This is a genomic window from Micromonospora taraxaci, from assembly GCF_007830095.1.
Lineage (GTDB): Bacteria > Actinomycetota > Actinomycetes > Mycobacteriales > Micromonosporaceae > Micromonospora > Micromonospora taraxaci.
In genome coordinates, this window is record NZ_VIWZ01000001.1 from 2,024,268 (window position 1) to 2,046,978 (window position 22,711).

The window sequence follows — 22,711 nt, forward strand, 5'->3', positions numbered from 1 at the left end:
ATTCCCCTGGTGGGATCTTCGCCCGTCGCCGGACGCCGCGGTTGATTGTCAGGCGTGCGCGTGCAGCGGCTTGCCGGCGAGGGCCAGGTGCGCCTCGCCCAGGGCCTCGTTCTGGGTCGGGTGGGCGTGCACGAGCTGGGCGACCTCGGCCGGGTAGGCCTCCCAGTTGTAGATGAGCTGAGCCTCACCGATCAGCTCACCGACCCGGGCGCCGACCATGTGTACGCCGACCACCGGGCCGTCCTCCACCCGGACCAGCTTCACGAAGCCGGTGGTCTTGAGGATCTGGCTCTTGCCGTTGCCGCCCAGGTTGTAGTTGTACGACTTGACCTTGTCGGCGCCGTACTGCTCCTTGGCCTTCGCCTCGGTCAGGCCCACCGACGCCAGCTCCGGGTCGCAGTAGGTGACGCGCGGGATGCCCACCTCGTCGATCACGGCGGGGGTCTGCCCGGCGATCTCCTCGGCCACGAAGATGCCCTGCTGGAAGCCCCGGTGCGCGAGCTGGAGGCCGGGCACGATGTCGCCGACCGCGTAGACGTTCGGCACGCTGGTGCGCAGCCGCTCGTCGGTCAGCACGTAGCCGCGGTCCATCTTGACGCCCTGCTCCTCGTACCCGAGGTTGGCGGTGCTCGGACCGCGACCGACGGCGACCAGCAGCAGCTCGGCCTCGACGGTCTCGCCGCCCTGGATGGTCAGCTTGACGCCGTTGTCGGTCTTCTCGACCTTCTCGAACGGCTTGCCGACCTTGAAGTTGATCTTCCGCTTGCGGAACGCCCGCTCCAGCGCCTTCGACGACTCCTCGTCCTCGGCGGCGACCAGTCGGGGCAGCGCCTCGACGATCGTCACGTCCACGCCGAAGGACTTCCACACGCTGGCGAACTCGACGCCGATCACGCCACCACCGAGCACGATCGCCGACGAGGGGATCCGGTCCAGGGTGAGCGCGTGGTCGCTCGTGATGATCCGCTCGCCGTCGACGTCCAGGCCGGGCAGGCTCTTCGCGTACGAGCCGGAGGCCAGCACGATGTTGCGGCCGGTGTAACGCTTGCCGTCCACCTCGACCACGTTCTTGCCGACCAGCTTGCCGTGGCCCTCGACGATGGTGATCGACTTGTTGCCCTTCAACATGCCCTGCAGGCCCTTGTACAGGCGGGCGATCACGCCGTCCTTGTACGAGTTGACCCCGGCCATGTCGATGCCGACCAGCTCGGCCTTCACACCGAACTGCTCCGACTCACGGGTCTGGTCGGCGATCTCGGCGGCGTGCAGCAGGGCCTTCGTCGGGATGCAGCCGTTGTGCAGGCAGGTCCCGCCGAGCTTGCCCTTCTCGACCAGCGCGACCTTCAGGCCCAGCTGGACGGCGCGCAGCGCGGTCGCGTAGCCGCCGCTGCCACCTCCGAGAATGACGATGTCGAAGGTCGCTTCGTTCGGCTCGCTCACGTCCAACTCCCAGGTCGCGTCGCTGCATCGGGGGTCACGGGGTTGTAACACGGACACACCCCACCTCGGTCATCTTGTCACCACTGGGCACAGGGTGCGTACCGAGGTGCCCAACGACACGTCATCGACACGTACCCTTGGCACCGTTGTCGATGACGTAAAGCTGGGGGAGAGACCGGTGGGGTTGTTCCGGCGCCGCAAACAGACGGCTGTGCCGAGCCATGACCGTGCCGCCGACCGCGGCGATCTGGACCATCTGGAGAACTTCATCCGGAGTCGGCGCGGTGTCGAGGCGTTCATCGAGCCCAGGACGACGGTGACCGAGACCACTGTCATCCTGATCGCCGATGACGGAGAGTGGACCCGCCGGCGCATCGACGGTCCGGACGGCGCACGGCGCTTCGCGTACCGGATGGGCATCCCGGTGTACGACGTGCGACTGATGGGCTACCCGCAGCGAATGCGCGACTTCAACGAGCGCCGCAAACGTCGCCCCGAGCGGTACTGAGAAACGCGAAGGGGCCCCCGGGTAGGGGGCCCCTTCGCGTTCGGTCAGCCGTTGGTGGCGACGTCCTCGACGAGCTGCACCAGGGTGCGGACCGGGACGCCGGTGCCGCCCTTGGTCCAGTAGCCGGTCGGCTCACCGGAGTGGTAGCCCGGCCCGGCGATGTCGATGTGCGCCCAGGCCACGTCGTCGGTGACGAACTCGCGCAGGAACACGCCGCCCTGCAGCATGTGACCGGCCCGGTCCATCCCGGCGTTGACCTGCGAGATGTCCGCCACGTCGGACTCCATGCCCTTACGCACGTCATCCGGCAGCGGCATCGGCCAGGCCGGCTCGCCGACCGCGTCCCCGACCGTCTGGACCCGCTCGCACAGCTCCGGGGTGCCCATCACGCCGGCCATCCGCTTACCCAGCGCGATGACCTGACCACCGGTCAGGGTGGAGGTCTCGAACAGGTAGTCGGTGCCGTCGGCGCAGGCGCGGGCCATGGCGTCGCCCAGCACCATGCGGCCCTCGGCGTCGGTGTTGAGCACCTCGACCCGCTTGCCGTTGAACATCGTGATCACGTCGCCCGGGCGGTAGCTGGTGCCCGACGGCATGTTCTCGGCCATCGGCAGGTAGGCGCTGACCGCCACCGACGGCTTCAGCGCGGCGATCGCCAGCATGGCCGCGCCGACCGCGGCGGCACCCGCCATGTCGGACTTCATCTCCCACATGCCCTGCGCCGGCTTGATCGAGATGCCGCCGGTGTCGAAGGTGATGCCCTTGCCGACCAGCGCGACCCGCTTGCCGTTGCCACCGCTCTGCGGGGTGTAGGTGAGCTTCACCAGCCGCGGCGGAGCCTCCGAGCCCTGCCCGACCGCGACGATGCCGCCATACCCGCCGGCGACGAGCGCCGCCTCGTCCAGCACCTCGACGTCGAGACCCGCCGCACGGGCGGCGTCGGCGACCGCGTCGGCGAACGACGGCGGACGCAGCTCGTTCGGCGCGGTGTTCACCCAGTCCCGGCTGGTGCGGACCGCGCCCGCCACCGCCTCGGCCCGGGTGACCTCCGCCTGGGCGCCCGCGTCGCCGGCGTCCGGCACCGCGATGAGCACCTCGGCCACCGGCTCCCGCCGGGTCGGCTGGGGTCGGGTCTTGTAACCGGCGAACCGGTACCCGCCGAGCAGCGCGCCCTCGGCGACCGCGCGCAGCTCCGCCGTCGCGTCCGCGTCGTCCGGCAGCGGCAGGGCCAGGGCGACCTTCGGCGCGCCGGCCAGGGCCCGCACCGCCGCGCCGGCGGCCCGACGCAGCGTCTCCGGGGCCGGGGCGGCGCCCGACGGCTCCGGACCGAGCCCGACCGCGACGACCAGCGGGGCGGTCACGGTGCCCAACGTGGCCAGCTTGACGACCTCACCCGGCCCACCCGTCGCGCCGAGCAGCGCGAGGGTCTCGGTCAGCTTGCCGTCGAACGCGGCGGCGATGCTCTCCGCGCCACTGGCGAGCAGCAGGGTGCCGGCGAGGCCGCTGGTGGCGTCCTGCTCTCCGGTCTGGCTGTGCAGGCCGATGACGATCGCGTCGACGGCGAGCTCGGCCGGGTCGGTGTCGACCAGGCTCAGGTTGGTGGTGCGGGGTGATGTCACTGAAGCTACTCCGGGCGGGCCGGGCCGGTCGCGGCGTCGCGTACCGGCGGTGAAGGTCTCCGGCGGAACCTACCCGCCGGACGTGATGGTTGTCCCGCCGACAGCGTCAGCGGGCTCCCGCCGATGCTAACCAGCCACGTTGTCCCCGGTAAGTTGCCACCCATGACCGACGTGACCTCCGCCGCCGCCGCGACCCGGCTGCGACGTTCCCCGCTGCACGAGCGGCACACCGCCGCCGGCGCCAAGTTCGCACCCTTCGGCGGTTGGGAGATGCCGCTGGAGTACGCCGGCGGTGGCGTGCTCAAGGAGCACACAGCGGTCCGGACGGCGGTCGGGGTCTTCGACGTGTCGCACCTGGGCAAGGCCCGGGTGACCGGGCCCGGCGCGGCCGACTTCGTCAACGCCTGCCTGAGCAACGACCTGGGCCGGATCGGCCCCGGCCGGGCGCAGTACACGCTCTGCTGCGACGACGCCACCGGCGGCGTCGTGGACGACATCATCGCCTACCTGTACGCCGACGACCACGTCTTCCTCATCCCGAACGCCGCGAACACCGCCGAGGTGGTGCGCCGGTTGCGCGCCGCCGCGCCCGCGCAGGTCACCGTCACCGACGAGCACGAGGCGTACGCCGTGCTGGCCGTGCAGGGCCCCCGCTCGGCGGAGTTGCTGGCCGCCCTCGGCCTGCCCACCGAGCACGACTACATGAGCTTCTCCGCCGCGAGCCTGGCCGGGGTGGAGCTGACCGTCTGCCGTACCGGCTACACGGGTGAGCTGGGCTACGAGCTGGTGGTGCCGGCCGAGCACGCGGTGGCCGTCTGGGATGCGCTCTTCGCCGCCGGTGCCTCGTTCGAGCTGCGCGCCTGCGGCCTGGCCGCCCGGGACACGCTGCGTACCGAGATGGGCTACCCGCTGCACGGGCAGGATCTGTCGCTGGACATCAGCCCGGTGCAGGCCCGCTCCGGTTGGGCGGTCGGTTGGGGCAAGCCGGCCTTCTGGGGCCGCGACGCGCTGCTCGCCGAGAAGGCCGCCGGCCCCCGGCGTACGCTGCGCGGCCTGGTGGCCGTTGACCGGGCCATTCCGCGGCCGGGGATGACCCTGCACGTCGGTGACCGGCAGGTCGGCGAGGTGACCAGTGGCACCTTCTCGCCGACCCGCAAGCAGGGCATCGCGCTGGCCCTCGTGGACACCGACGCCAACCTGACCGACGGCGACGAGGTCGAGATCGACATCCGGGGCCGCCGAGCGCCCCTGAAGCTGACCAAGCCCCCCTTCGTGAACCCCTCGGTGCGCTAGCACCCCTGCCCTGGTGATCAAGAGCTTTGCGTCAGATTCGGACGGAATTCTGACGTAAACCTCTTGATCACCGGGCAACGGGTCAGGGGGTGGGGGGTTCGCCGGAGTCCAGGACCGCTTGGGTCCAGCCGCCCTGGATGACGCCGGTGGCGTCCAGGACCGCCCAGTCGACGACGTCGGTCGCCTCCACCACCACGGGGGCGCCGATGCGGACGCTCTGGTCGGTGTTGGCGTCGCTGGCGCTCACGCCGACGATCCGTTCCGGCACCTCCCAGGAGGTCACGCCCGCCCATACGTACTCCGGGCCGTCATCGCCGGGCAGGCCGTACTTGACCACCAACTGCGACTCGGCGGGCAGCTGTCCGGCGACGAACCGGGCGCGCGCGTCACCCAGCGCGGCACGGGCGGTGGCGACCGCCTGACTCATCGCGTCACCCGACCGGGCGTAACGCACGTCCGGCTGGATCCCGGAGAACAGGGTCGCGCAGGCGGCCGCGTAGTAGCGCCCGTCCGGGCCCGGGTGACCGGCCGGCGGGCGCAGGCTGAGGAACGAGTCGGCCTCCGGGTCGGTCGCCGGGTCCAGCTCCAGGCGCAGCAGCACCGGTGCGGTCGCGCCGTGCTGTTCCGGGTTGCCGTACGCCACAGCGATGTCATGCCCGGTGACGGTGGCGAGCACCGGCAACTGCACGAACGCCGGAACCTCCTCGCCGGTGAGCCCGTCGGTCCAGTCCCGCAGCAGTCGGCGGGCCGCCCCGGTCATCACCGCACCCCAGGCGCGGGTGAGGTGGTCCGGAACCCCCTGGGTCTGCAACTCCAGCAACCCGAAGCGCCGCAGGCCCTTGGTGGTGAACCACAACCCCTCGGTGTCGGACGAGTACGGCACCAGCACCCAGTCGACCAGCCGGATCCGGCCCTGCTCGTCGGGGAGCGAGCGCAACGCGGTCGCCGGGTCGAGGAACTGCAGACCGAAGACGTCCACCACGTCGCCGTCGTGGGATTCCGCCACGGCGGCCGCGACCGCACGGGCCGCCCACTCGTGCGCTGGTGGCCAACCCGGCCGGTACTCGGCCTGGACGACCACCAGGTGGGTCGCCGCGGCCAGGCGGGCCAACTGCTCCTCGGTGGCGCCGAACGCGGTGAGCAGGTCCGGCGGCAGCTCGGGGAACTCGCTGATCGGCCGGGTGTCGACGCTCATCAGCGGGCTGTCGAGCATCTGCCGGGCCAACCCGTGCACCGGCTCGGCCAGTCGGCCGGTCAGCGCCGCCACCGCGGTCTTCGCGCTGACCTTCGGCAGCCCCGTCATCGGCACCAGGTAGGTCGCGCTGAGCGACTCCGGCACCGGTACGGGCAGGAAGTCGTCAGTGATGAGCATGGGGTTCCCCCGGTGGCCGTGCCGGTGCTGTCGAGCCGAACGCTACCCGGCCGGTCGTGCCCGGTTCAGCCGGACAGCACCAGACCCAGGTAGACCAGCGTGGTGACCACCTCGACCGTCGCGCCGAGGACGTCGCCGGTGATCCCACCGAGCCGGCGTACCACGTGTGTCAGCAGCAGTGCCGCGACGGCGAGCGCGGCGACGACGGCCAGCGGCCCCTGCCACGGGCGGCCCGGCACGGCGGGCACCGCCAGCAGCGCGACGGCGACCGCGCCGACGGCCAGTGCGACCGGGCCGACGGTGCCGGCCACGAGCGCGCCGAGCCCGGCCGGCCGGGCCGCCGGAACGCCCCGTCGGCAGGCCACAGCGACGCCGAACCGTCCGGTGGCGGTCGCCGTGACCACCGCCGCGACGCACGCCGGCCAGGACCGTCCGGCCAGGTCGGCGAGCGCCGCCGCCTGCACCAGGAGTACGACCACCAGGGCGACCACCCCGAACGGGCCGACGTCCGGCTTCTTCATGATCTCCAGGGCGGCTGCGCCCCGCCGGTACGAGCCGAGCGCGTCCACGGTGTCGGCGAGCCCGTCCAGGTGCAGCCCTCGGGTGAGCAGCGCGGCGGCGCCGACCGTCACACCGGCGGCCACCAGTGGTGGTGCGAACGCGCCGCTCAGCAGCAGCACTCCGGCCAGCAGCGCGCCGAGCAGCGCGCCGACCGCCGGTGCGAGTGCCATCGCGGTGCCGGCGACCGGGCGGTCGATCCGTCCGGCCCGCACCGGCACCGTGGTGAACGTGGTGACCGCCAGCCGGGCCCCGGCGAGGAGCCGCGACTCAGACGGCACGCCAGCCCGACGCCGGCTGGTCGTCCGCCCCGGTGCTGGCCGGGCCCGGCCCGGCCGGTTCCGGCTCGGCGAAGTCGGGCTCGGTGCCGTCCGGGTCGGTGTTGCTCGCGTCGAGGTAGCTCGGCTCGTCGATGTTCGGGGCCGCCTCGCCGGTCGGGGCCGCCTCGCCGCCGCCGAGCGACGGGTGGACCGGCAGCGCGGCGGACAACGCCAGCACCGAACGCAGCAGCGGCAGCGCGACCAGCGCGTTCGCGCCCTCGCCGAGATCCAGCCGCAGGTCGAGCAGCGGGGTGAGACCCAACACGTCGGCGGCGAGCCGCACCGCCGGGTGCCCTCCGTGGTCGGCGAGCAGGCACCAGTGCCGCGCCTGCCCGGCCAGGTCGCGGCTGACCATGCCAGCGGCCACGCCGACCGGTCCGTCGAGCAGCACCGGCACCCGGCGGGCGGTGGCGCCGAGCAGCACGCCGGTGGCCACCGCCACGTCGCCGCCGCCCAGCTCGGCAAGGATGTCCTTCGCGCCGCGCGACGAGCGGCGGGTGCGGTGCAGGGCGTCGCGTACGGCCGCGCAGCGGACCATCCACGCCGCGTCGTCGATCTCGCCGGTGTCGGTGATCACCCGGCCCAGCACGGTGGGCGGCTCCGCGCCGGCGGTCGCCGCGAGCACCGCCGCGGCCGCCGCCTCGGTGCCGGCTCCACAGGCCCCCAGGACCAGCAGTTGTACGCCGGCGTCGGCCGCCTGTTCGGCCAGCCGCCAGCCGTAGCGCAGCGCGGACTCGACCTGGTCGAGCGTCAACGCCGGCTCGTCCTCCATCGCGGCGGACGCGGGGACGTCCACCACCTGCAAGCTCGCGCCGTTCTCGGCGGCCAACCGCGCCAACGCGCCCTGGCCGGCGCGGGCCTGCGCGGCCCGGCGTGCCGACTCACCGGCGACGGCGCCGGCCGACCCTCCGCCGGCGTGGTCGCCGTGCAGCAGCAACACCCGCACCGAACCCCACGCCTGTGGGGTCGGGGTGCCCTGGGTGGCGGCGGCGAACCCGACCACCCGGTCCAGCACGCCCAGCCCGGCACCCGGTACGTCCAGCGTGGCCAGCCGGTCCACCGCCTGCGGGCCCGCGTACTCGTCGGGCATCGGAAGCTCCATGCCCGGCTGGATGACCAGCCCGGTGGCCACCATCGGCAGCGCCATGGTGGGCGCGGCCCAGGGGTTGCCGGGTTCCTGGTTCGGTACGGTCGGAGCCGTGTGGGTCAACACGTCGGGCAGCTGCACCTCGGGGATGCCCTCGGCGTCGGCCAGGGTCGCCACGACCGGTGCGGTGGCGGGTGCGGGTGCGGCCGGTTCCGTCGGTGCGGCGACGGGCTTCAGCCAGACCGGCTGGCCGGCGACGACCAGCACCACCGCGTCGCAGGCGTCGGCGACCGCGCGGTTGGCAGCGCCCAGCGCGTCGGTGAACGCCCGGCCCAGCGGGGTGGTCGGCACCAGCGACAGCCCCACCTCGGGGCTCACCAGCACCACCCGCGCCGAGCAGGTGCGCAGCGCGTCGGCCAGTTCGGCGATCGTCGCCACGTCGTCGGCGGGCTGGTGGTCCGGGTCGAGCAGCACCGTCACCCAACCGCCCAGGTCGTCGACGAGCAGCGTCTCGTTGGGCTCTGCGGACGCGAGCACGTCGGCCAACCGGCGTGGGTCCTCGGTGGTCTCCTCGGTGGTCCAACTGCCCGGCCGGCGGGCGCGGTGCGCCGCCAACCGGGTCGCCCACTCGGTGTCCTCCGGGTCGCCCTCGGGCGCGGTGGCGACATAGCGGACCACCGGCGCGTCGGTGACCAGGGACTCGGCGAACTCGGACTTGCCAGACCGGATACCGCCGAGCACCAGGACCGTGTTCCACCCCTGTACGGACATGCCCGTACCTTAGTTCTCATCCTTCGGGGCCGGGCACGTCGCCCCAACCCTGCCGAAGATCAAAAGCCCGTTCCGCAACCATTGCGGGAAAGCGTCCATTTCCTGCCCCGGACGCGGCGCGACCCCGGGCCGCTTCACCCACCGCCGCTGGCAATCGTGGACACTTACCGTTAGCGCGTGACGGAAAATGTCCAAGATCTACCCTGCCAACTCCCGCGAGGTCGCGCGCCGGCGGGAACCACCAGCGTGGTGGCACGGGCGGCGATGATCAGTCGCAGTGTTCGAAGCCGCTGCCGTAGGTGACCCCGCCGGTGGCGCCGCCCCACTTCACGCAGGTCCCGGCGGCACTGGCCTTCACCGGTCCCGCGTAGTAGTCGAAGGACCCGCTGTCGGTGCTCCGGGCACGCCCCTGCACCTCCAGGTACGCGGACGCCGCCGACTTCGTCCCCACCGCGGTGTCCTTGAGGGTGACCACGCAGTTGGTGCCGGTGCCCGAGTGGTACGTCAGGAAGACGCGGCCCTTGCGCTGCCCGTCGGTGCCGGTCAGTGTCGCCGAGTCGATGACCTGGTAGCCGCTGCCGCACGCCTGCGCCGCCGTGTACGGGTTGGGCCGGCTGGACGGGGTGCGGCTGGGCGTCGGTCGGCTGCTGGTCGTGCCGGTCGGCGTGCTGCCCGGTGCGCCGGCGGTCCGGCCCGGCCCGGCGCTGCTCGTCGCGTCGGCCGGGGATCCGGTCGGGTCGGCCGTCGTGGTGCGGGTGGTGCCCGGCGTACCGCTGGGTCGGGGCCCGGTGGTGGTCGCGTCCCCGGGCGGCAGCGGTGCGTCGCTGACCGCCGCCGACTCGCCGGCCAGCGCGGGTGTCTGGTCCGCGGAACCCGGCTTCGCCTCGGGCCGGAGCGCCACCACGGCCACCGCGACGACAAGCGCGACGAGGACTACCGCACCGGTCCCGACCAGCAGTGGACGGCGTCGGCCCACCGGCCCGATCCCGATCGCGTCCTCCCGGGTCGGCCTCGGCTCGGTCGTCGCTTCGACCGCGACGTTCGCCGGTCGGCGTAGAGCGGAGGGCTCCGCCGACACCGACCCGGCGGGCGGCGTCGCCCCGACCGGCAGCGCGGAGACCAGTCTGGCCGGCGGCACGGAAACCAGGCTGGCCGGCGGTGCGGAAGCCAGGCCGGCGGGAGTGGCGGGGGCCGGGCCGGCCGGCGGCGCGAGGGCCGGGATGGCAGGCGAGGCGGCGGCCGGGACACCCGGGGTGGGAGCGGCCAACGCCCACGGTGGGCGGGCCGAGACCGGGATGCTCGCCAGTGTCGAGTCGCGGGCGTCGGCGGCGGCCGCCGCCAGCTCGGCGGCGCTGCCGAACCGGTCCTCGGGGCGCTTGCCCAGTGCGCGAGCCACCACGGCGGCGACCGCCGGTGGGGTGTCCGACGGCAGTGGGGGAGGCTCCTCCTGGGCGTGCCGCAGCGCCACAGCGAGCGGGTTGTCGCCGTGGAAGGGCGGTTGCCCGGCAAGACAGAAGTACGCCACCGCGCCGAGCGCGTAGACGTCGGTGGCGGCCGAGACGGGCTGCCCGGTGGCCTGCTCGGGCGACATGTACGAGGCGGTGCCGAGCACCATGTTCGCGGCGGTCAGCCCGGCCATGTCCCGGGACCGGGCGATGCCGAAGTCGACGAGCACCACAGTGCCGTCGGCCTTCACCAGGAGGTTGCCCGGCTTCACGTCCCGGTGCACGATGCCGGCGAGGTGGGCGGTGTGCAGCGCGTCCGCGGCCTGGGCCAGCACCGACATGGTGGTGGCGGGGTCCAGCCGCCCCGCCGCGCGTACCCGGGCGGACAACGGCTCGCCCTCGACGTACTCCATCACCAGGTAGTCGACCCGGCTGCCGTCGGCGAGCACGGCCTGCCCCACGTCGTGCACCGGAACCACGCCGGGGTGCCGCAACGCGGCCAGCATCCGGGCCTCGGCCCGGAACCGGGCGGTGAACTCCTGATCGGCGACCAGCGACGGCAGCAGCACCTTCACCGCCACCTCGCGTTCCAGCAGCACGTCAGTGCCGCGCCAGACCGCGCCCATCCCGCCCGTCGCCACCCGCTCGCCCAGCCGGTACCGGTCGCCGAGCAGCACTCCCCGAGTCAACACCGGGCCACCGTACCGGTCGGCCTCGATCGAATTGATCCACCTGCGGGTCCTGCCGGGGGCAGCGAGGGGCCGTTGCGCGCCGGGCCGACTACGCTGGCGGGGGTTCGTCCCACGGGGACTTCAGCGGCGAGGGGAGACGCGGCATGGCGTGGAGCTGGCGGTACGAGGGCACGGACGGTCAGACGGTCGAGGGACCGGCGGAGTCGTTCGGCAGCCAGGCCGACGCCGAATCCTGGATCGGTCAGACCTGGCGGGAACTCGCGACGTCCGGCGTCACCTCGGTCGCGCTCGTCGAGGACGACCGGGTGGAATACCGGATGAGCCTGCTGCCCACGGCCGAGTGATGGCCTACGACCGGCCGGGCGCCGACGGGCTGGTCCTCGGCGTGCCCAAGGCGGCGTTCCGGCCCAGCCCGATCTTCCTCGGCCTGGTCGCCCTCTTCGCGGTCAGCGGGGTGCTGGCCTGGAACGGTTACGGCAACGTCCGGTTCAACGTGTTCCTCTTCGTGGTGTCCGGCTGGCTGGTGTCGCTGTGCCTGCACGAGTACGCCCACGCGGTGGTGGCCTACCGGGCCGGCGACCGGGACATCGCCCACCGGGGCTACCTGACGCTCAACCCGTTGAAGTACACCCACCCGCTGCTGTCGATCGTGCTGCCGGTGGTGGTGCTGCTGCTCGGCGGCATCGGTCTGCCCGGCGGCGCGGTCTGGGTGGACCGGCACTCCATCCCGGGTCGACTGCGGCACACCCTGGTCAGCCTCGCCGGCCCGGCGACCAACGTGCTGTTCATGCTGGTGCTGGTCGCGGCGGTACGACTCGGCACCCAGTCGGGCGGCCCGGTGGAGTTCTGGGCCGGGGTGGCGCTGCTCGCCTTCCTCCAGCTCACCGCCAGTGTGCTCAACCTGCTGCCGGTGCCCGGCCTGGACGGCGGCAACATGATCCAGCCGTGGCTCAACCCGCAGTGGCGCAAGATGTACGACCTGTTCGCCCCGTACGGCTTCATCCTGCTCTTCGCGCTGCTGTGGAACCCGCGTATCGGCGGCTGGTTCTTCGACGCGGTCTTCGCGGTCGGTGACCTGCTCGGTCTGCCGTCGTGGCTCTACGCCACCGGCCTCGACCTGATCCGTTTCTGGCAGAGCTGAGTTGAGCTGACCCGGTCCGGGTCGAAGCTGAGCTGACCCGGTCCGGTCGGCGCGAGTGTGACGCGCCGACCGGACCGGACCGGCGTCAGGGACGCTGCGCGGGGGACTCGGTCTTCGACGGGTCCCGCTCGGTGACCGGCTCGACGATCTCGTCGATCGCCTTGAGCAGCTCGGCGTCGAGCTTCACCCCGGCCGCCTTCACGTTGTCGTGCACCTGCTCGGGGCGGGACGCGCCGATGATCGCCGACGAGACGTTCGGGTTCTGCAGGACCCACGCCACCGCGAGCTGGGCCATGCTGAGCCCGGCCTGCTCCGCGAGGGGCTTGAGCTGCTGCACCCGGGTGAGCACATCGTCGTTCATGAACCGGGAGATGAAGTTCGCGCCGGACTTCTCATCGGTGGCGCGGGAACCGGCCGGCGGCGGCTGGCCCGGCAGGTACTTACCGGAGAGCACGCCCTGCGCCATCGGCGACCAGACGATCTGCCCGATGCCCAGCTCCTCGCTGGCAGGCACGACCTCGGTCTCGATGACCCGCCACAGCATCGAGTACTGAGGTTGGTTGGAGACCAGCGGGATGTGCAGCTCCCGGGCGAGCGGGTGGGCGGCGCGCAGCTGCTCGGCGGTCCACTCGGAGACGCCGATGTAGTGCGCCTTACCGGAGTGCACGACGTCGGCGAACGCCTCCATCGTCTCTTCCAGCGGGGTGCTGTAGTCGTACCGGTGGGCCTGGTAGAGGTCCACGTAGTCGGTGCGCAGCCGGCGCAGCGAGCCGTTGATCGACTCCATGATGTGCTTGCGGGAGAGGCCACGGTCGTTGCGGCCAGGCCCGGTCGGCCAGTAGACCTTCGTGAAGATCTCCAGCCCCTCGCGGCGCTCGTTCTGCAACGCCCGGCCGAGCACGTCCTCGGCCCGGGTGCCGGCGTACACGTCGGCGGTGTCGAAGGTGGTGATTCCCGCGTCGAGGGCGGCGCGGACGCAGGCGAACGCGGCGTCCTCCTCGACCTGGGAACCGTGGGTGATCCAGTTGCCGTACGAGATTTCGCTGACCAGCAGGCCGGAACGGCCCAGGTGTCGGAATTCCATGTACCGACCCTAACTCCGCTAGATCACTAACGTCGACCGGCCACTCACAGCACGGGATTGGCGTCGGTGAGTAGCCGGTCGATCTCCGCCAGCACCTCCGCACGGTCGCGGTGCACCGGGTCGATCAGCGCCGCGCCACGCCGGTCCAGCGCACCCCACCGCCCGGTCTCGGTGGCGACCAGGAACGCCACCGGGTGAATGACCAGCACCGGATGCGCCGGGGGGACGAGCACCGTGCCGGTGCGGTCCACCACGCCGCGCCGTCCGGCCACGTCGACGACCGCGAGGCCCTCCTCGGTGAATCCGTCGACCTGCTGGCCGTCGGCCAACTCGGTGACGAACCCGTGGTAGCGCGTGGGCACGACGATCCGGCCGGTCCGGTCGACCGCCCCCCACCCCTCGCGCCGGACCGCGGCCAACCCACGGCGGAACGGCCGTACCTCGGCGAAGTTGGGCGCCACCTGCACCGTGCCGGTCGCGTCGATCGCCGTCCAGCCACCGTCGCCGACCACCCAGGCCAGCCCATCGCTGAACGGATGCGCCGCCCGGAACGACGGCGGGATCACCGTCGTACCCAGCAGGTTGATCAGCGACCACCGGTCGGTGTCCGGACGGCGGACCCAGGCCAGCCCGTCGTGGAACGGTTGCGCCTCGGCGTACCGGGCGGGAACGACCAGGTCGCCGTCCGGACCGGTGTAACCCCACAGCTGCCCGTCGCGCTCCGGCAGCGGGGGCCGGTCGCGGTCGAGCACCTCGTCACGACCCCGGGGGTACGGCCCGAAGCCGCCCGCCGAGGCCCGGACGGTGACCGCGTCGAGCGCCACCCGGATCCGCCCCAGCAGTTCGGCGTCGCCGGCGCCGCGCAGGTCGAGCGCGTCCTCGAAGTGCTCGCAGGCCTCCATGAGCCGCCCCTGGTCGTAACACGACCGCCCGGCGTGCTCGTGCAGCGCGGCCCGCAGCCGGTCGGGTAGTTCGACCGAGTTGGCCTGGGCGAAGAGCTGGTCGGCCTCGGCGAAGTCGCCGCGCCAGCGCAGGACGTGCGCCAACCTGGCCTGGGCCAGCGCGGTCCGACGCAACTCGCCGGTCGCCTCGGCGTAGGTGAGAGCCAGCCGACCGTCAGCCAGCGCGTCGTCCAGGTCGCCCAGGATCCGCGAGGTCACCGCCCGGAGGCTGAGCAGCCGGGCGCGGGCACGGTTGTCGACCGCCGAACCCAACTTCTCGGTCAGTCGTCGCCGGATGGCCCGCAGGTCGTCCGGTTCCGTCAACTCCTCGCGCAGCGTGACCGGGTCCAACCGCCAGCGGTACGCCGCGAGGACCTGCTCCGGGTCACCCGGGTCGGCCAGCGACGGGCGGGCAGCCACCGGAGCGGCCTCGGCGGGCGGTGCGGACACCGGCGCGTCGTCCCCGCTCCTGGGGCTGGGAACGGCCGAGGCAGGCGGCGCGGAGGTCGGCACGGGTGGCGCGGAGGTCGGCACCACCGACGCGGGCGGTGCCGAGACGGGGGCTGCTTCTGCGGCGGCCGGTGGCGCGGAGTCTGGTTCTGCGGCGGCCGGTGGCGCGGAGACGGGCGCTGTGGGGGTCGGCAGGGGCGGTGCGGAGGTCGGCATCACCGACGCGGGCGGTGCGGAGACGGGCGGCGCGGAGACGGGGGCCGTGAAGGCTGGCTCGGCCGGTGCGGGCGGCGCCGACACGGGTTCTACGGGAACCGGCGGCGCGGACACGGGTGCCGTGAAGGCTGGCACGGGTGGCGCGGACACGGGTTCCACCGAGATCGGTGGCGCGGGCGGCGCGGAGACGGGCGGCGCGGGAGGGGCCGAGACGGGTTCGTCCAGGTCGTCGTACGTCGTCTCGGGTCGCCAGACGTCCGCCGGTCCGGTGGTGCTCGGGCCGTCCACACTGTCCCACGAGTACTCGTGCGGGGCGACTGCCTCGCCGTCCGGCCGCTGCTCGACAGGGCGGGCGTCCTCGACGGGCGTGACCTGCTCGTGGCCGGCGTCGGCTTCGGGCTGGTGGTACGGCGTCACCGCGGCGGGTACGCCGGAGACCGGCCGGTCGTCGTCCGCCGTAGCCGGTTCGACGGGCGGCGGTGCGTCGCCGGCGGGTTCGTCCGCCCAGCTGGGTGTGCTGTCGGCGGTTGGCTGGGCGGGCGGCGCGGAGACCGGCCCGGGTTCGTTGGTCGAGGTCGACCCGCCGATGGGCTCGTCGGTCGGATAGCCGTGGGATGTCGGCGTCGACACGTCCTGGTCTGTCGTGCCCGACGCGGTGACGAGGTCGAGGTCGTCGGCTGTCGACTCGTCGTCGGACGACGGCCGGTCCGACGCCGGCTGGCTCTGCTCGGGCTCGCCCTGCTGAGCGGGGCTGAACCAGGCGTCCGGACCGCGGGTGCCCGGAACCTCGTCCGGCTCCCGAAGGGGTGCCACCGGCTCTTCCGAGGGCGGCGGGGGTACGTAGCGGCGCGGCGTGCCGGGGGCCGGCGGAAGCGTCAGCTCGACGTCCTCCACCGGGGGATTCTGGGCCGTCGGGGTCGGGGCCGTCGGGATCGGCGTGGGTCGGCTGGTCGGCGGGTCCTGGACCTGCCAGGCCGGCGGCGGTGCGACCGGCGGGCGGGTGTCCGCCGTCGGGGCCGGCCGTTCCGCCGAGGTCGGCCCGTGCGGCGGGACAGGCCGCTCCGGCGAGGTCGGCCACTGCCGCGAGTCGGGCCGCTCCGGCGTGAGCGGGCGTTCCTGGGTGCGCGGGTGCTGCGTCGAGTCTGGCCGTTCCGGCGAGTACGGGCGTTTCGGTGACGGCGGGCGTTCCGAGGCGTGGGTGAAGTCCGGCGGGACCGGGCGGCGATCGGTCGGCGCGCTCCCGCCCACCGGGTCGCCGACCCGTCGACGATCCGGGCCCGGCTCCTCGCCGCGCCGCTCCACCGGGCGGTCGCCGACGTCCGGACCGGGGTAACGCGGCGGCGGTGTGGGATGCGGGCGGTCAATCGCCGCCGGTCCGGTCGGCGACCGTCGCTCGGGTGTCGGCGGGACGTCCGACCGTTCGTCGAGGTGCGGCGGATCCACCGGCGCGGGCAGGTACTCCAACCGCAGGCGGGCGGCAGGTGGGCCCGAGACGGGAACATCGGTGGCCGGGGAGACCGGGGCAGCCGACACCGGGCGGTCCCGGCCGGGCGCGGCGGGGGAGACGGGCGCCGTCGAGGAGACGGACGCTGCGGGGGACACGGGCGCGGGCGACACCTGTCGCTCCGGGATGACCGGCGGAACGGGTGTGGCGCGGCCCGGTGAGGCCGGTGCCGTTGGAGCGGTCGCCGCGGGACGCACCGGCCGCTCGTCGTACCGGGAGGGGGCGGTCGACTGTCGCTCGTCCGGGCGGGCCGGTGGCCGCTCCGGCCGCGACGGCCTGGCCGGCTCCCCGCTCCGGTACGGGTCCGTGGTGCGGTGCGGGTCCGCGCCGCGGTGCGGGTCCGCGCCGCGGTGCGGGTCCGTGGTGCGGTACGGCTCGGTGCGGTGGCTCTGCTCGCGCGTGCGGTCCGGACGAAGCGGGCCCGGTGGCGGCCAGGGCAGGCTGCCGTCGGGCCGCTGGCTGGGCCGAGGCTCGGGGTAGCCGTTCTCCTGGTGCCCGTCCTCGCGGCGTCCGTTGTCGCGGTGCCCGTCCTCACGGTAGGCGTCCGGTCGGGCCTCCTCGCGGGAACGCCACTCCGGGTACGCCTCGGCGCGGGCGACCGACTCACGGGGCTGCTGCCGGTGTGGGTCGGTGTCGGGCCGACGCCGGTCGTCGTCGCGGCGGGGCTGCTCCGGCATGTCCGGCTCGGGCCGGTGCCGTCGTCCACCGTTGGGCGTCCGGGCCGCCTCGGCCGCCTCGTCCGCCCGGTAGTGCCGCTCCGGGCGACGGCCGTCGTCCGCGGTCCGGTCCGGGTACCCGTCGGCACGGTACCGCGTACGGCCGTCCACCGACGCCCACCGGTCGGCGCCGTCGGCGGGTCGGTCGTCGGAGGTGCGGCCGTTGCGGTCACGGGCGGGCCGTTCGCCGTACCCGTCGCCGGGGTGTCGCTCGTAACCGGCGGCTGGGCGGTCCTGCGTGCCTCGACGACGAGGCGAGTCGTCCGGCTCGGGCATCCAGCCGACGTCGGACCGGGGCGCCGGGGAAACCGGCGGTGTGCCGAGGTGTCCCCGGTCCCGGTCGGTGGGTTCCGGTCGCGCGCGTCGACCGTCGTACCGCTCGGAGGCGGGCTGGTCCCGGTGCCAGGCGGCCTCCCGCGCCGGTCCCCGCTCGTCGGCGGGGCGTCGGTCGGACCAGGCGGTACGCCGGTCCGTCTCGGGCGAGCGACGGTCGTCGCGCCGGGGTGGCTCCGGTAGTGGCCGGCGGTACGGCTCGTGGTCGTAGGTGCGGGAGTCGCTGGTGTCGGGGCGGCCATAGGTGGACCCGTCGAGGTCGCCCCGGGGTCGACCGTAGGTCGGTGTCTCGCCCGCGCCCTCGTCCACCCAGGACCTGCTGGGTGGCGGCTCTGCCGGCGGTTCATCGGCCCAGGACCGACCGAGGTAGGTGCCGTCGGGGCGGGTCGGGGCCAGCGGCGGGACCTCGGCTCGGCCGGTCACCGTCGCACGGCCGCGCGACGGCGGCTGGTGGAGCGCACCGATGTCGCCCGGGTAGCGCTGGCCGGGGAACTGGGGGTGCCACTCGGTCGTCGGTTCGACCACCCAGGACGGTTCGTTGGGGTCCGGCCACCGGTCGTCGTAACGGCCGTTCATCCGTCGAGCCCGTCGCCGCACCCGGCCACCCGGCCGACTCTTGACGGAGGTGAGCTGTGCGCAGCCACAACCGAGTGAACCCCGGGCGTCCGGTCGCCGCCTGCCACGCCCCGGTGGCCGGCTCGCGTCCGCTCGCTCACGGCGTTGTCACCTCGTTGCAAATTGTCGCGCTGGGGCCTCGCGTGCCGGGTCAGGTCGCCCGCTCCGGCACCCCGTGGCTGCGGATGGAGGGTAACGGCGTGGACTCGCTCACCGCCACTGTGGTGCCGCCGATGGGCGCAAACGTTATCCCATTGGTTTCGGACATTTGGTCCTATAACCGAATCTGGTCTTCGACCCTACCGCACCCGACGGCCATCCGACCCGGGTGGGATCCGTCTCCGGTCAGGGGTGCTCCATGATGAGGACCGCGAAGGTGCCGGGCGCGAGTGCCTCGTAGCTGTGCGGGGCGTCACCGGGAAACGTGGCGTAGTCGCCCGGGTTGAGTTCGACAGGAGCAGTCTCCGGGCCCACCCGCAGACGGCCGGCGGCCACCACCACGTGCTCGACGCTGCGCGGGGTGTGCGCGTCCGCGGTTCGGATGGCGCCCGGTTCCAGCTCGATCAGGTAGACGTCGCGGCGCAGGTGCGCGGCGCCCGCGCTGAGCAGCGTGCCGGTGAAGTCGGCCTGTTCGGAGCGGACGTGCGGCCCGTCTCCGGCCCGGACCACCCGTACGTCGAGGTCGTCGGGCTCCACCAGCCTGCTGAACGGCACGCCGAGTGCCACGCCCAGAGCCCAGAGCGTCTCCACGCTCGGGTTGCCGGTGCCCGCCTCCAGTTGCGAGACGGTGGACTTCGACACCCCTGCTCGGCGGGCCAGCTCGGTCAACGAAACACCTACCCGTTCCCGCTCCCGACGCAGGGCGGCGGCGATGGTGGCCAGCGGGGCCGCAGGTTCCGGAGCCATGCCGTCACTCCATCGCGTCGAGCGTTCGGGCGCACGTAGAGCTTGGGGAACTCTTCGTACGCTACAGCGAACAGCCGCCCCGCCCCGGCAGGACCAGGAAGGAGCGGCAGGACCCGCGCACCAAGACGAAACTGCTGCCACGCGGATCGCGTGGCAGCAGTTCGAAGATCGTGGCAGTGCGTGGGGGAGCCGGGGTCAGACCTTGTCGCCGAGCTTCACCTGGGGAGCCGGAGCGCGCATCCGCCGGAACGTGATCGACCGCATGACCGCGTAGAGGTACAGCGAACCCATCCGCTGGTCGGTCTTCGGGAAGCGCTCCTTGACCAGCTTGCCGATCTTGCGACAGATCAGCACCGAGTCGACGACCACACCCAGCGCCAACGCACCCCAGAGCAGGTTGGAGATCAGACGGACCGGCGCCGGCATGGCCGCGTTGGACCCGATCAGCACGATCAGCGCGCCGCCGAAGAACCAGGTGCCGACGGTACGCCGGGAGTCGACCACGTTGCGGGCCAGCAGCCGCTCCGGGCCGCGGTCGCGCGGGCCGCCCTCGCGGCGGAACTCCGATGCGGCCTCGGCGCGCAGTTGGCGGCGACGCTCCCGCTCCTCCTCCTTGGTGAGGGGGCGGCTGGGGCCGGCCGGGCGGCGACCGACGGTCGGCCGCTTCGGAGTCTCCCGACCCTTGGCAGGGGTGTAACCCCGGGGACGCTCGGCGGTCTCCTCGGGGGTTACCGAGGTGACGGCCTCGTCGACGAGGTCGGTGGACTTGCGGCGAAAGAGCGACGGCACGCGGCAAGGGTAGCCAACGGTCCGCGCCCGGTGCACATCGCGGTGCAACGAGCCGACGGCTCCAGGTCGCAGCGCGACCTGGAGCCGTCGTGGCGAACGAAAGGTGTTCGAGGTTACGGACGTTCGGCGTGCGCGCCCAGGTCGGCGAGCTTCGCCTCGAAGTCCTCGTAGCCCCGGTTGATCAGGTCGACGCCGTACACCCGGGAGGTGCCCTCGGCCGCGAGAGCCGCGATCAGGTGGCTGAACCCGGCGCGCAGGTCCGGGATGACCAGGTCGGCGGCGTGCAGCTTGCTCGGCCCGGCGATCACCGCGGAGTGCTTGAAGTTGCGCCGGCCAAAGCGGCACGGGGTGCCGCCGAGGCAGTCCCGGTAGACCTGGATGTTGGCGCCCATCGAGTTGAGCGCGTCGGTGTAGCCCAGTCGCTGCTCGTAGACCGTCTCGTGAACGATCGACAGGCCGCGGGCCTGGGTGAGCGCCACGACCAGCGGCTGCTGCCAGTCGGTCATGAAGCCGGGGTGCACGTCGGTCTCCAGTGCCACCGCGTTCAGCTCGCCGCCGGGGTGCCAGAAGCGGATGCCGCCCTCCTGGCCCGGGTCGCCCAGCTTCGGCGCGCGCGCGTCGGTGACCTCGTACTCACCGCCGACCGACCGGAAGATGTTGAGGAAGGTCATCATGTCGGCCTGCTGCGCGCCGAGCACCTCGACGTGACCACGGGTGGCCAGCGCGGCAGCCGCCCAGCTCGCCGCCTCGATCCGGTCCGGGATGGGCCGGTGGGTGTAGCCGTGCAACTTCGGCACGCCCTGGATCTCGATCACCCGGTCGGTGTGGACCTTGATGATCGCGCCCATCTTCTGCAGGATGCAGATCAGGTCGATGATCTCCGGCTCCACCGCTGCGTTACGCAGCTCGGTGACACCCTCGGCCATCACCGCGGTCAGCAGCACCTGCTCGGTGGCGCCGACGCTCGGGTACGGCAGGGCGAACTTGGTGCCGTGCAGCCCGTTCGGCGCGGACAGGTGCAGACCCTCCGGCCGCTTGTCGACAGTGGCGCCGAACTCGCGCAGCGCCTGGAGGTGGAAGTCGATCGGGCGCGGGCCGATGTGGCAGCCGCCCAGGTCCGGGATGAACGCGTGCCCGAGCCGGTGCAGCAGAGGGCCGCAGAACAGGATCGGAATCCGGCTGGAACCGGCGTGCACGTTGATCTGGTCGGTGCTGGCGCTCTCCACGTTCGCCGGGTCGAAGACGAGCTCGCCGTCCTCGGTGCCGTCGGTGACCTTGACGCCGTGCAGACCGAGCAGACCCCGGACCACCTCGACGTCACGGATCTTCGGCACGTCGAACAGCCGGCTCGGGCTGTCGCCGAGCAGCGCGGCGACCATCGCCTTCGAAACCAGGTTCTTCGCGCCGCGCACGCGGATCCGCCCTTCGAGCGGAGTGCCTCCGTGCACAACCAGGACGTCGTCGGTCAACGCAACCTCCAGCGCGTCGGTGCTGCCGTGTTGATGGTGGGGTGCCTGAACAACTGTCGCTACCCCGGATGCGGCCATGTCGAAACGGCCCGCTTGTGTCGTCGCTCCGGCAGCATAGCCCTCGGTGACGAAAAAGGACTCGGTCACATCGGCGTGTGTGGCATTAATCGGTGATCCGGCACTTTTGCGTACCAAGAACACTACGGATCGTGATCAGGCCACCGCCGGTGGCGGGGTGTCCGAACCGGGCAGGGCGAGCATCTGATCCAGCGCGACCCGGGCGTGGTGCGCCGTGTCCGCGTCCACCGTGATCTGGTTGACGACCCGGCCCGCGACCAGCTCCTCGAGCGCCCAGACCAGGTGCGGCAGGTCGATCCGGTTCATCGTCGAGCAGTAGCAGACGGCCTTGTCCAGGAACATGATCTGCTTGTCCGGGTGCGCCAGCGCGAGCCGGCGGACCAGGTTCAGCTCGGTGCCGAGCGCCCACGCCGAACCGGCCGGAGCCGCCTCGATGGTCTTGATGATGTATTCGGTCGAGCCCACGTAGTCGGAGGCGGTGACGACCTCGTGCCGGCACTCCGGGTGGACCAGGACGTTGACCCCGGGCACCCGCTCCCGTACGTCGTTGACGCTGTCCAGCGTGAACCGGCCGTGCACCGAGCAGTGCCCCCGCCAGAGGATCATCTTGGCGTCGCGCAGCTGCTCCGGGGTGAGCCCGCCGTTCGGCTTGTGCGGGTCGTAGAGCACGCAGTCGTCCAACGACAGGCCCATCTCCAGCACCGCCGTGTTGCGGCCCAGGTGCTGGTCGGGCAGGAAGAGCACCTTCGACCCCTGCTCGAACGCCCAGTCCAGGGCGCGCTTGGCGTTGGAGGAGGTGCAGACCACGCCACCGTTGCGGCCGACGAAGCCCTTGATGTCGGCCGACGAGTTCATGTACGTCACCGGCACTGTCTCGCCGGCGATGCCCAGCTCGGTCAGCGTGTCCCAGGCGGCCTCGACCTGGCCGAGGACGGCCATGTCCGCCATCGAACAGCCGGCGGCCAGATCGGGCAGGATCACCCGCTGCGCGTCGGTGGTGAGGATGTCGGCGCTCTCGGCCATGAAGTGCACGCCGCAGAAGACGATGTACTCCGCATCCGGACGGGCGGCGGCCTCCCGGGCCAACTTGAACGAGTCGCCGGTCACGTCGGCGAACTGGATCACCTCGTCGCGCTGGTAGTGATGCCCCAGCACGAAGACCTTGCTGCCCAGCTTCGCCTTCGCGGCCGTGGCGCGAGCCACCAGATCAGGGTCGCTGGGCGCCGGCAGGTCGCCCGGACACTCGACGCCACGCTCGGTGTCGGGGTCGCTGCCCCGGCCGAGCAGCAGCAGAGCCGTCGCCGTGTTGGAGGGTTCCACCCAGGTCGAAGTCACGTAGCCATGGTCCCACAGCGCGAGCGCGC

Annotated in this window: 16 protein-coding genes; 4 read left to right on the top strand and 12 right to left on the bottom strand. The window is 72.9% G+C overall.

The window, feature by feature from the left end; all coding sequences use genetic code 11:
* Positions 1-48 precede the first annotated feature (48 nt).
* Entirely contained in the window at positions 49-1,440 is a 1,392-nt protein-coding gene (gene lpdA / locus FHU34_RS09645; protein ID WP_145779637.1) for a dihydrolipoyl dehydrogenase, read from the bottom strand.
* Between the two features lie 178 nt (positions 1,441-1,618).
* Here lpdA and FHU34_RS09650 point away from each other — a divergent pair, with 178 nt between their 5' ends.
* Positions 1,619-1,948, top strand: a complete 330-nt coding sequence (locus FHU34_RS09650; protein WP_145785515.1) for a hypothetical protein — start codon at positions 1,619-1,621, stop codon at positions 1,946-1,948.
* 44 nt (positions 1,949-1,992) lie between these two features.
* On the opposite strand, the gene FHU34_RS09655 is transcribed toward FHU34_RS09650, so the two are convergent.
* Positions 1,993-3,567, bottom strand: a complete 1,575-nt coding sequence (locus FHU34_RS09655) for a leucyl aminopeptidase (protein WP_145779638.1) — start codon at positions 3,565-3,567, stop codon at positions 1,993-1,995.
* A gap of 162 nt (positions 3,568-3,729) precedes the next feature.
* On the opposite strand from FHU34_RS09655, the gene gcvT reads away from it, so the two are divergent.
* Complete coding sequence (gene gcvT / locus FHU34_RS09660; RefSeq protein ID WP_145779639.1) at positions 3,730-4,860, top strand: glycine cleavage system aminomethyltransferase GcvT; 1,131 nt, start codon at positions 3,730-3,732, stop codon at positions 4,858-4,860.
* Positions 4,861-4,942: 82 nt separating this feature from the next.
* On the opposite strand, the gene FHU34_RS09665 is transcribed toward gcvT, so the two are convergent.
* The 4 genes from FHU34_RS09665 to FHU34_RS34220 form a co-directional block, all read right to left on the bottom strand.
* Positions 4,943-6,232, bottom strand: a complete 1,290-nt coding sequence (locus FHU34_RS09665) for a DUF2314 domain-containing protein (RefSeq protein ID WP_145779640.1) — start codon at positions 6,230-6,232, stop codon at positions 4,943-4,945.
* A gap of 65 nt (positions 6,233-6,297) precedes the next feature.
* The gene (locus FHU34_RS09670; RefSeq protein ID WP_145779641.1) at positions 6,298-7,071 is read right to left on the bottom strand and encodes an adenosylcobinamide-GDP ribazoletransferase; all 774 of its coding nucleotides are present in this window, start codon (positions 7,069-7,071) and stop codon (positions 6,298-6,300) included.
* A complete protein-coding gene (locus FHU34_RS09675; protein ID WP_145779642.1) occupies positions 7,061-8,968 on the bottom strand; it encodes a bifunctional adenosylcobinamide kinase/adenosylcobinamide-phosphate guanylyltransferase in 1,908 nt (635 codons plus the stop codon). Before FHU34_RS09675 ends, FHU34_RS09670 begins: the two co-directional genes overlap by 11 nt.
* A 268-nt stretch (positions 8,969-9,236) precedes the next feature.
* On the bottom strand, positions 9,237-11,105 hold the full coding sequence (locus FHU34_RS34220; protein ID WP_145779643.1) for a protein kinase domain-containing protein: 1,869 nt from the start codon (positions 11,103-11,105) through the stop codon (positions 9,237-9,239).
* A gap of 143 nt (positions 11,106-11,248) precedes the next feature.
* Here FHU34_RS34220 and FHU34_RS09685 point away from each other — a divergent pair, with 143 nt between their 5' ends.
* Together FHU34_RS09685 and FHU34_RS09690 are read left to right on the top strand one after the other, a co-directional pair.
* Positions 11,249-11,449: a hypothetical protein gene (locus tag FHU34_RS09685; RefSeq protein ID WP_088988327.1), complete on the top strand. Its 201-nt coding sequence runs from the start codon at positions 11,249-11,251 to the stop codon at positions 11,447-11,449.
* Positions 11,449-12,246: a site-2 protease family protein gene (locus FHU34_RS09690; RefSeq protein WP_145779644.1), complete on the top strand. Its 798-nt coding sequence runs from the start codon at positions 11,449-11,451 to the stop codon at positions 12,244-12,246. The genes FHU34_RS09685 and FHU34_RS09690 overlap by 1 nt, the downstream gene beginning before the upstream one ends.
* Positions 12,247-12,331: 85 nt before the next feature.
* Here FHU34_RS09690 and FHU34_RS09695 read toward each other — a convergent pair whose 3' ends face one another.
* The 6 genes from FHU34_RS09695 to nadA form a co-directional block, all read right to left on the bottom strand.
* Complete coding sequence (locus FHU34_RS09695; RefSeq protein WP_145779645.1) at positions 12,332-13,330, bottom strand: aldo/keto reductase family protein; 999 nt, start codon at positions 13,328-13,330, stop codon at positions 12,332-12,334.
* A gap of 44 nt (positions 13,331-13,374) precedes the next feature.
* A complete protein-coding gene (locus FHU34_RS33600) occupies positions 13,375-18,066 on the bottom strand; it encodes a WG repeat-containing protein (RefSeq protein ID WP_244311601.1) in 4,692 nt (1,563 codons plus the stop codon).
* Between the two features lie 384 nt (positions 18,067-18,450).
* Positions 18,451-19,011, bottom strand: coding sequence for a helix-turn-helix domain-containing protein (locus tag FHU34_RS09705; protein WP_145779646.1), 561 nt, complete (start codon positions 19,009-19,011; stop codon positions 18,451-18,453).
* A 195-nt stretch (positions 19,012-19,206) separates the two neighbouring features.
* Complete coding sequence (locus FHU34_RS09710; RefSeq protein ID WP_145779647.1) at positions 19,207-19,800, bottom strand: DUF3043 domain-containing protein; 594 nt, start codon at positions 19,798-19,800, stop codon at positions 19,207-19,209.
* 113 nt (positions 19,801-19,913) lie between these two features.
* Positions 19,914-21,269 (bottom strand): UDP-N-acetylglucosamine 1-carboxyvinyltransferase, encoded by a 1,356-nt coding sequence (gene murA / locus FHU34_RS09715; protein ID WP_145779648.1) that lies wholly within the window; start codon positions 21,267-21,269, stop codon positions 19,914-19,916.
* 213 nt (positions 21,270-21,482) lie between these two features.
* On the bottom strand, positions 21,483-22,682 hold the full coding sequence (gene nadA, locus FHU34_RS09720; protein WP_145785517.1) for a quinolinate synthase NadA: 1,200 nt from the start codon (positions 22,680-22,682) through the stop codon (positions 21,483-21,485).
* Between the last annotated feature and the right edge of the window lie 29 nt (positions 22,683-22,711).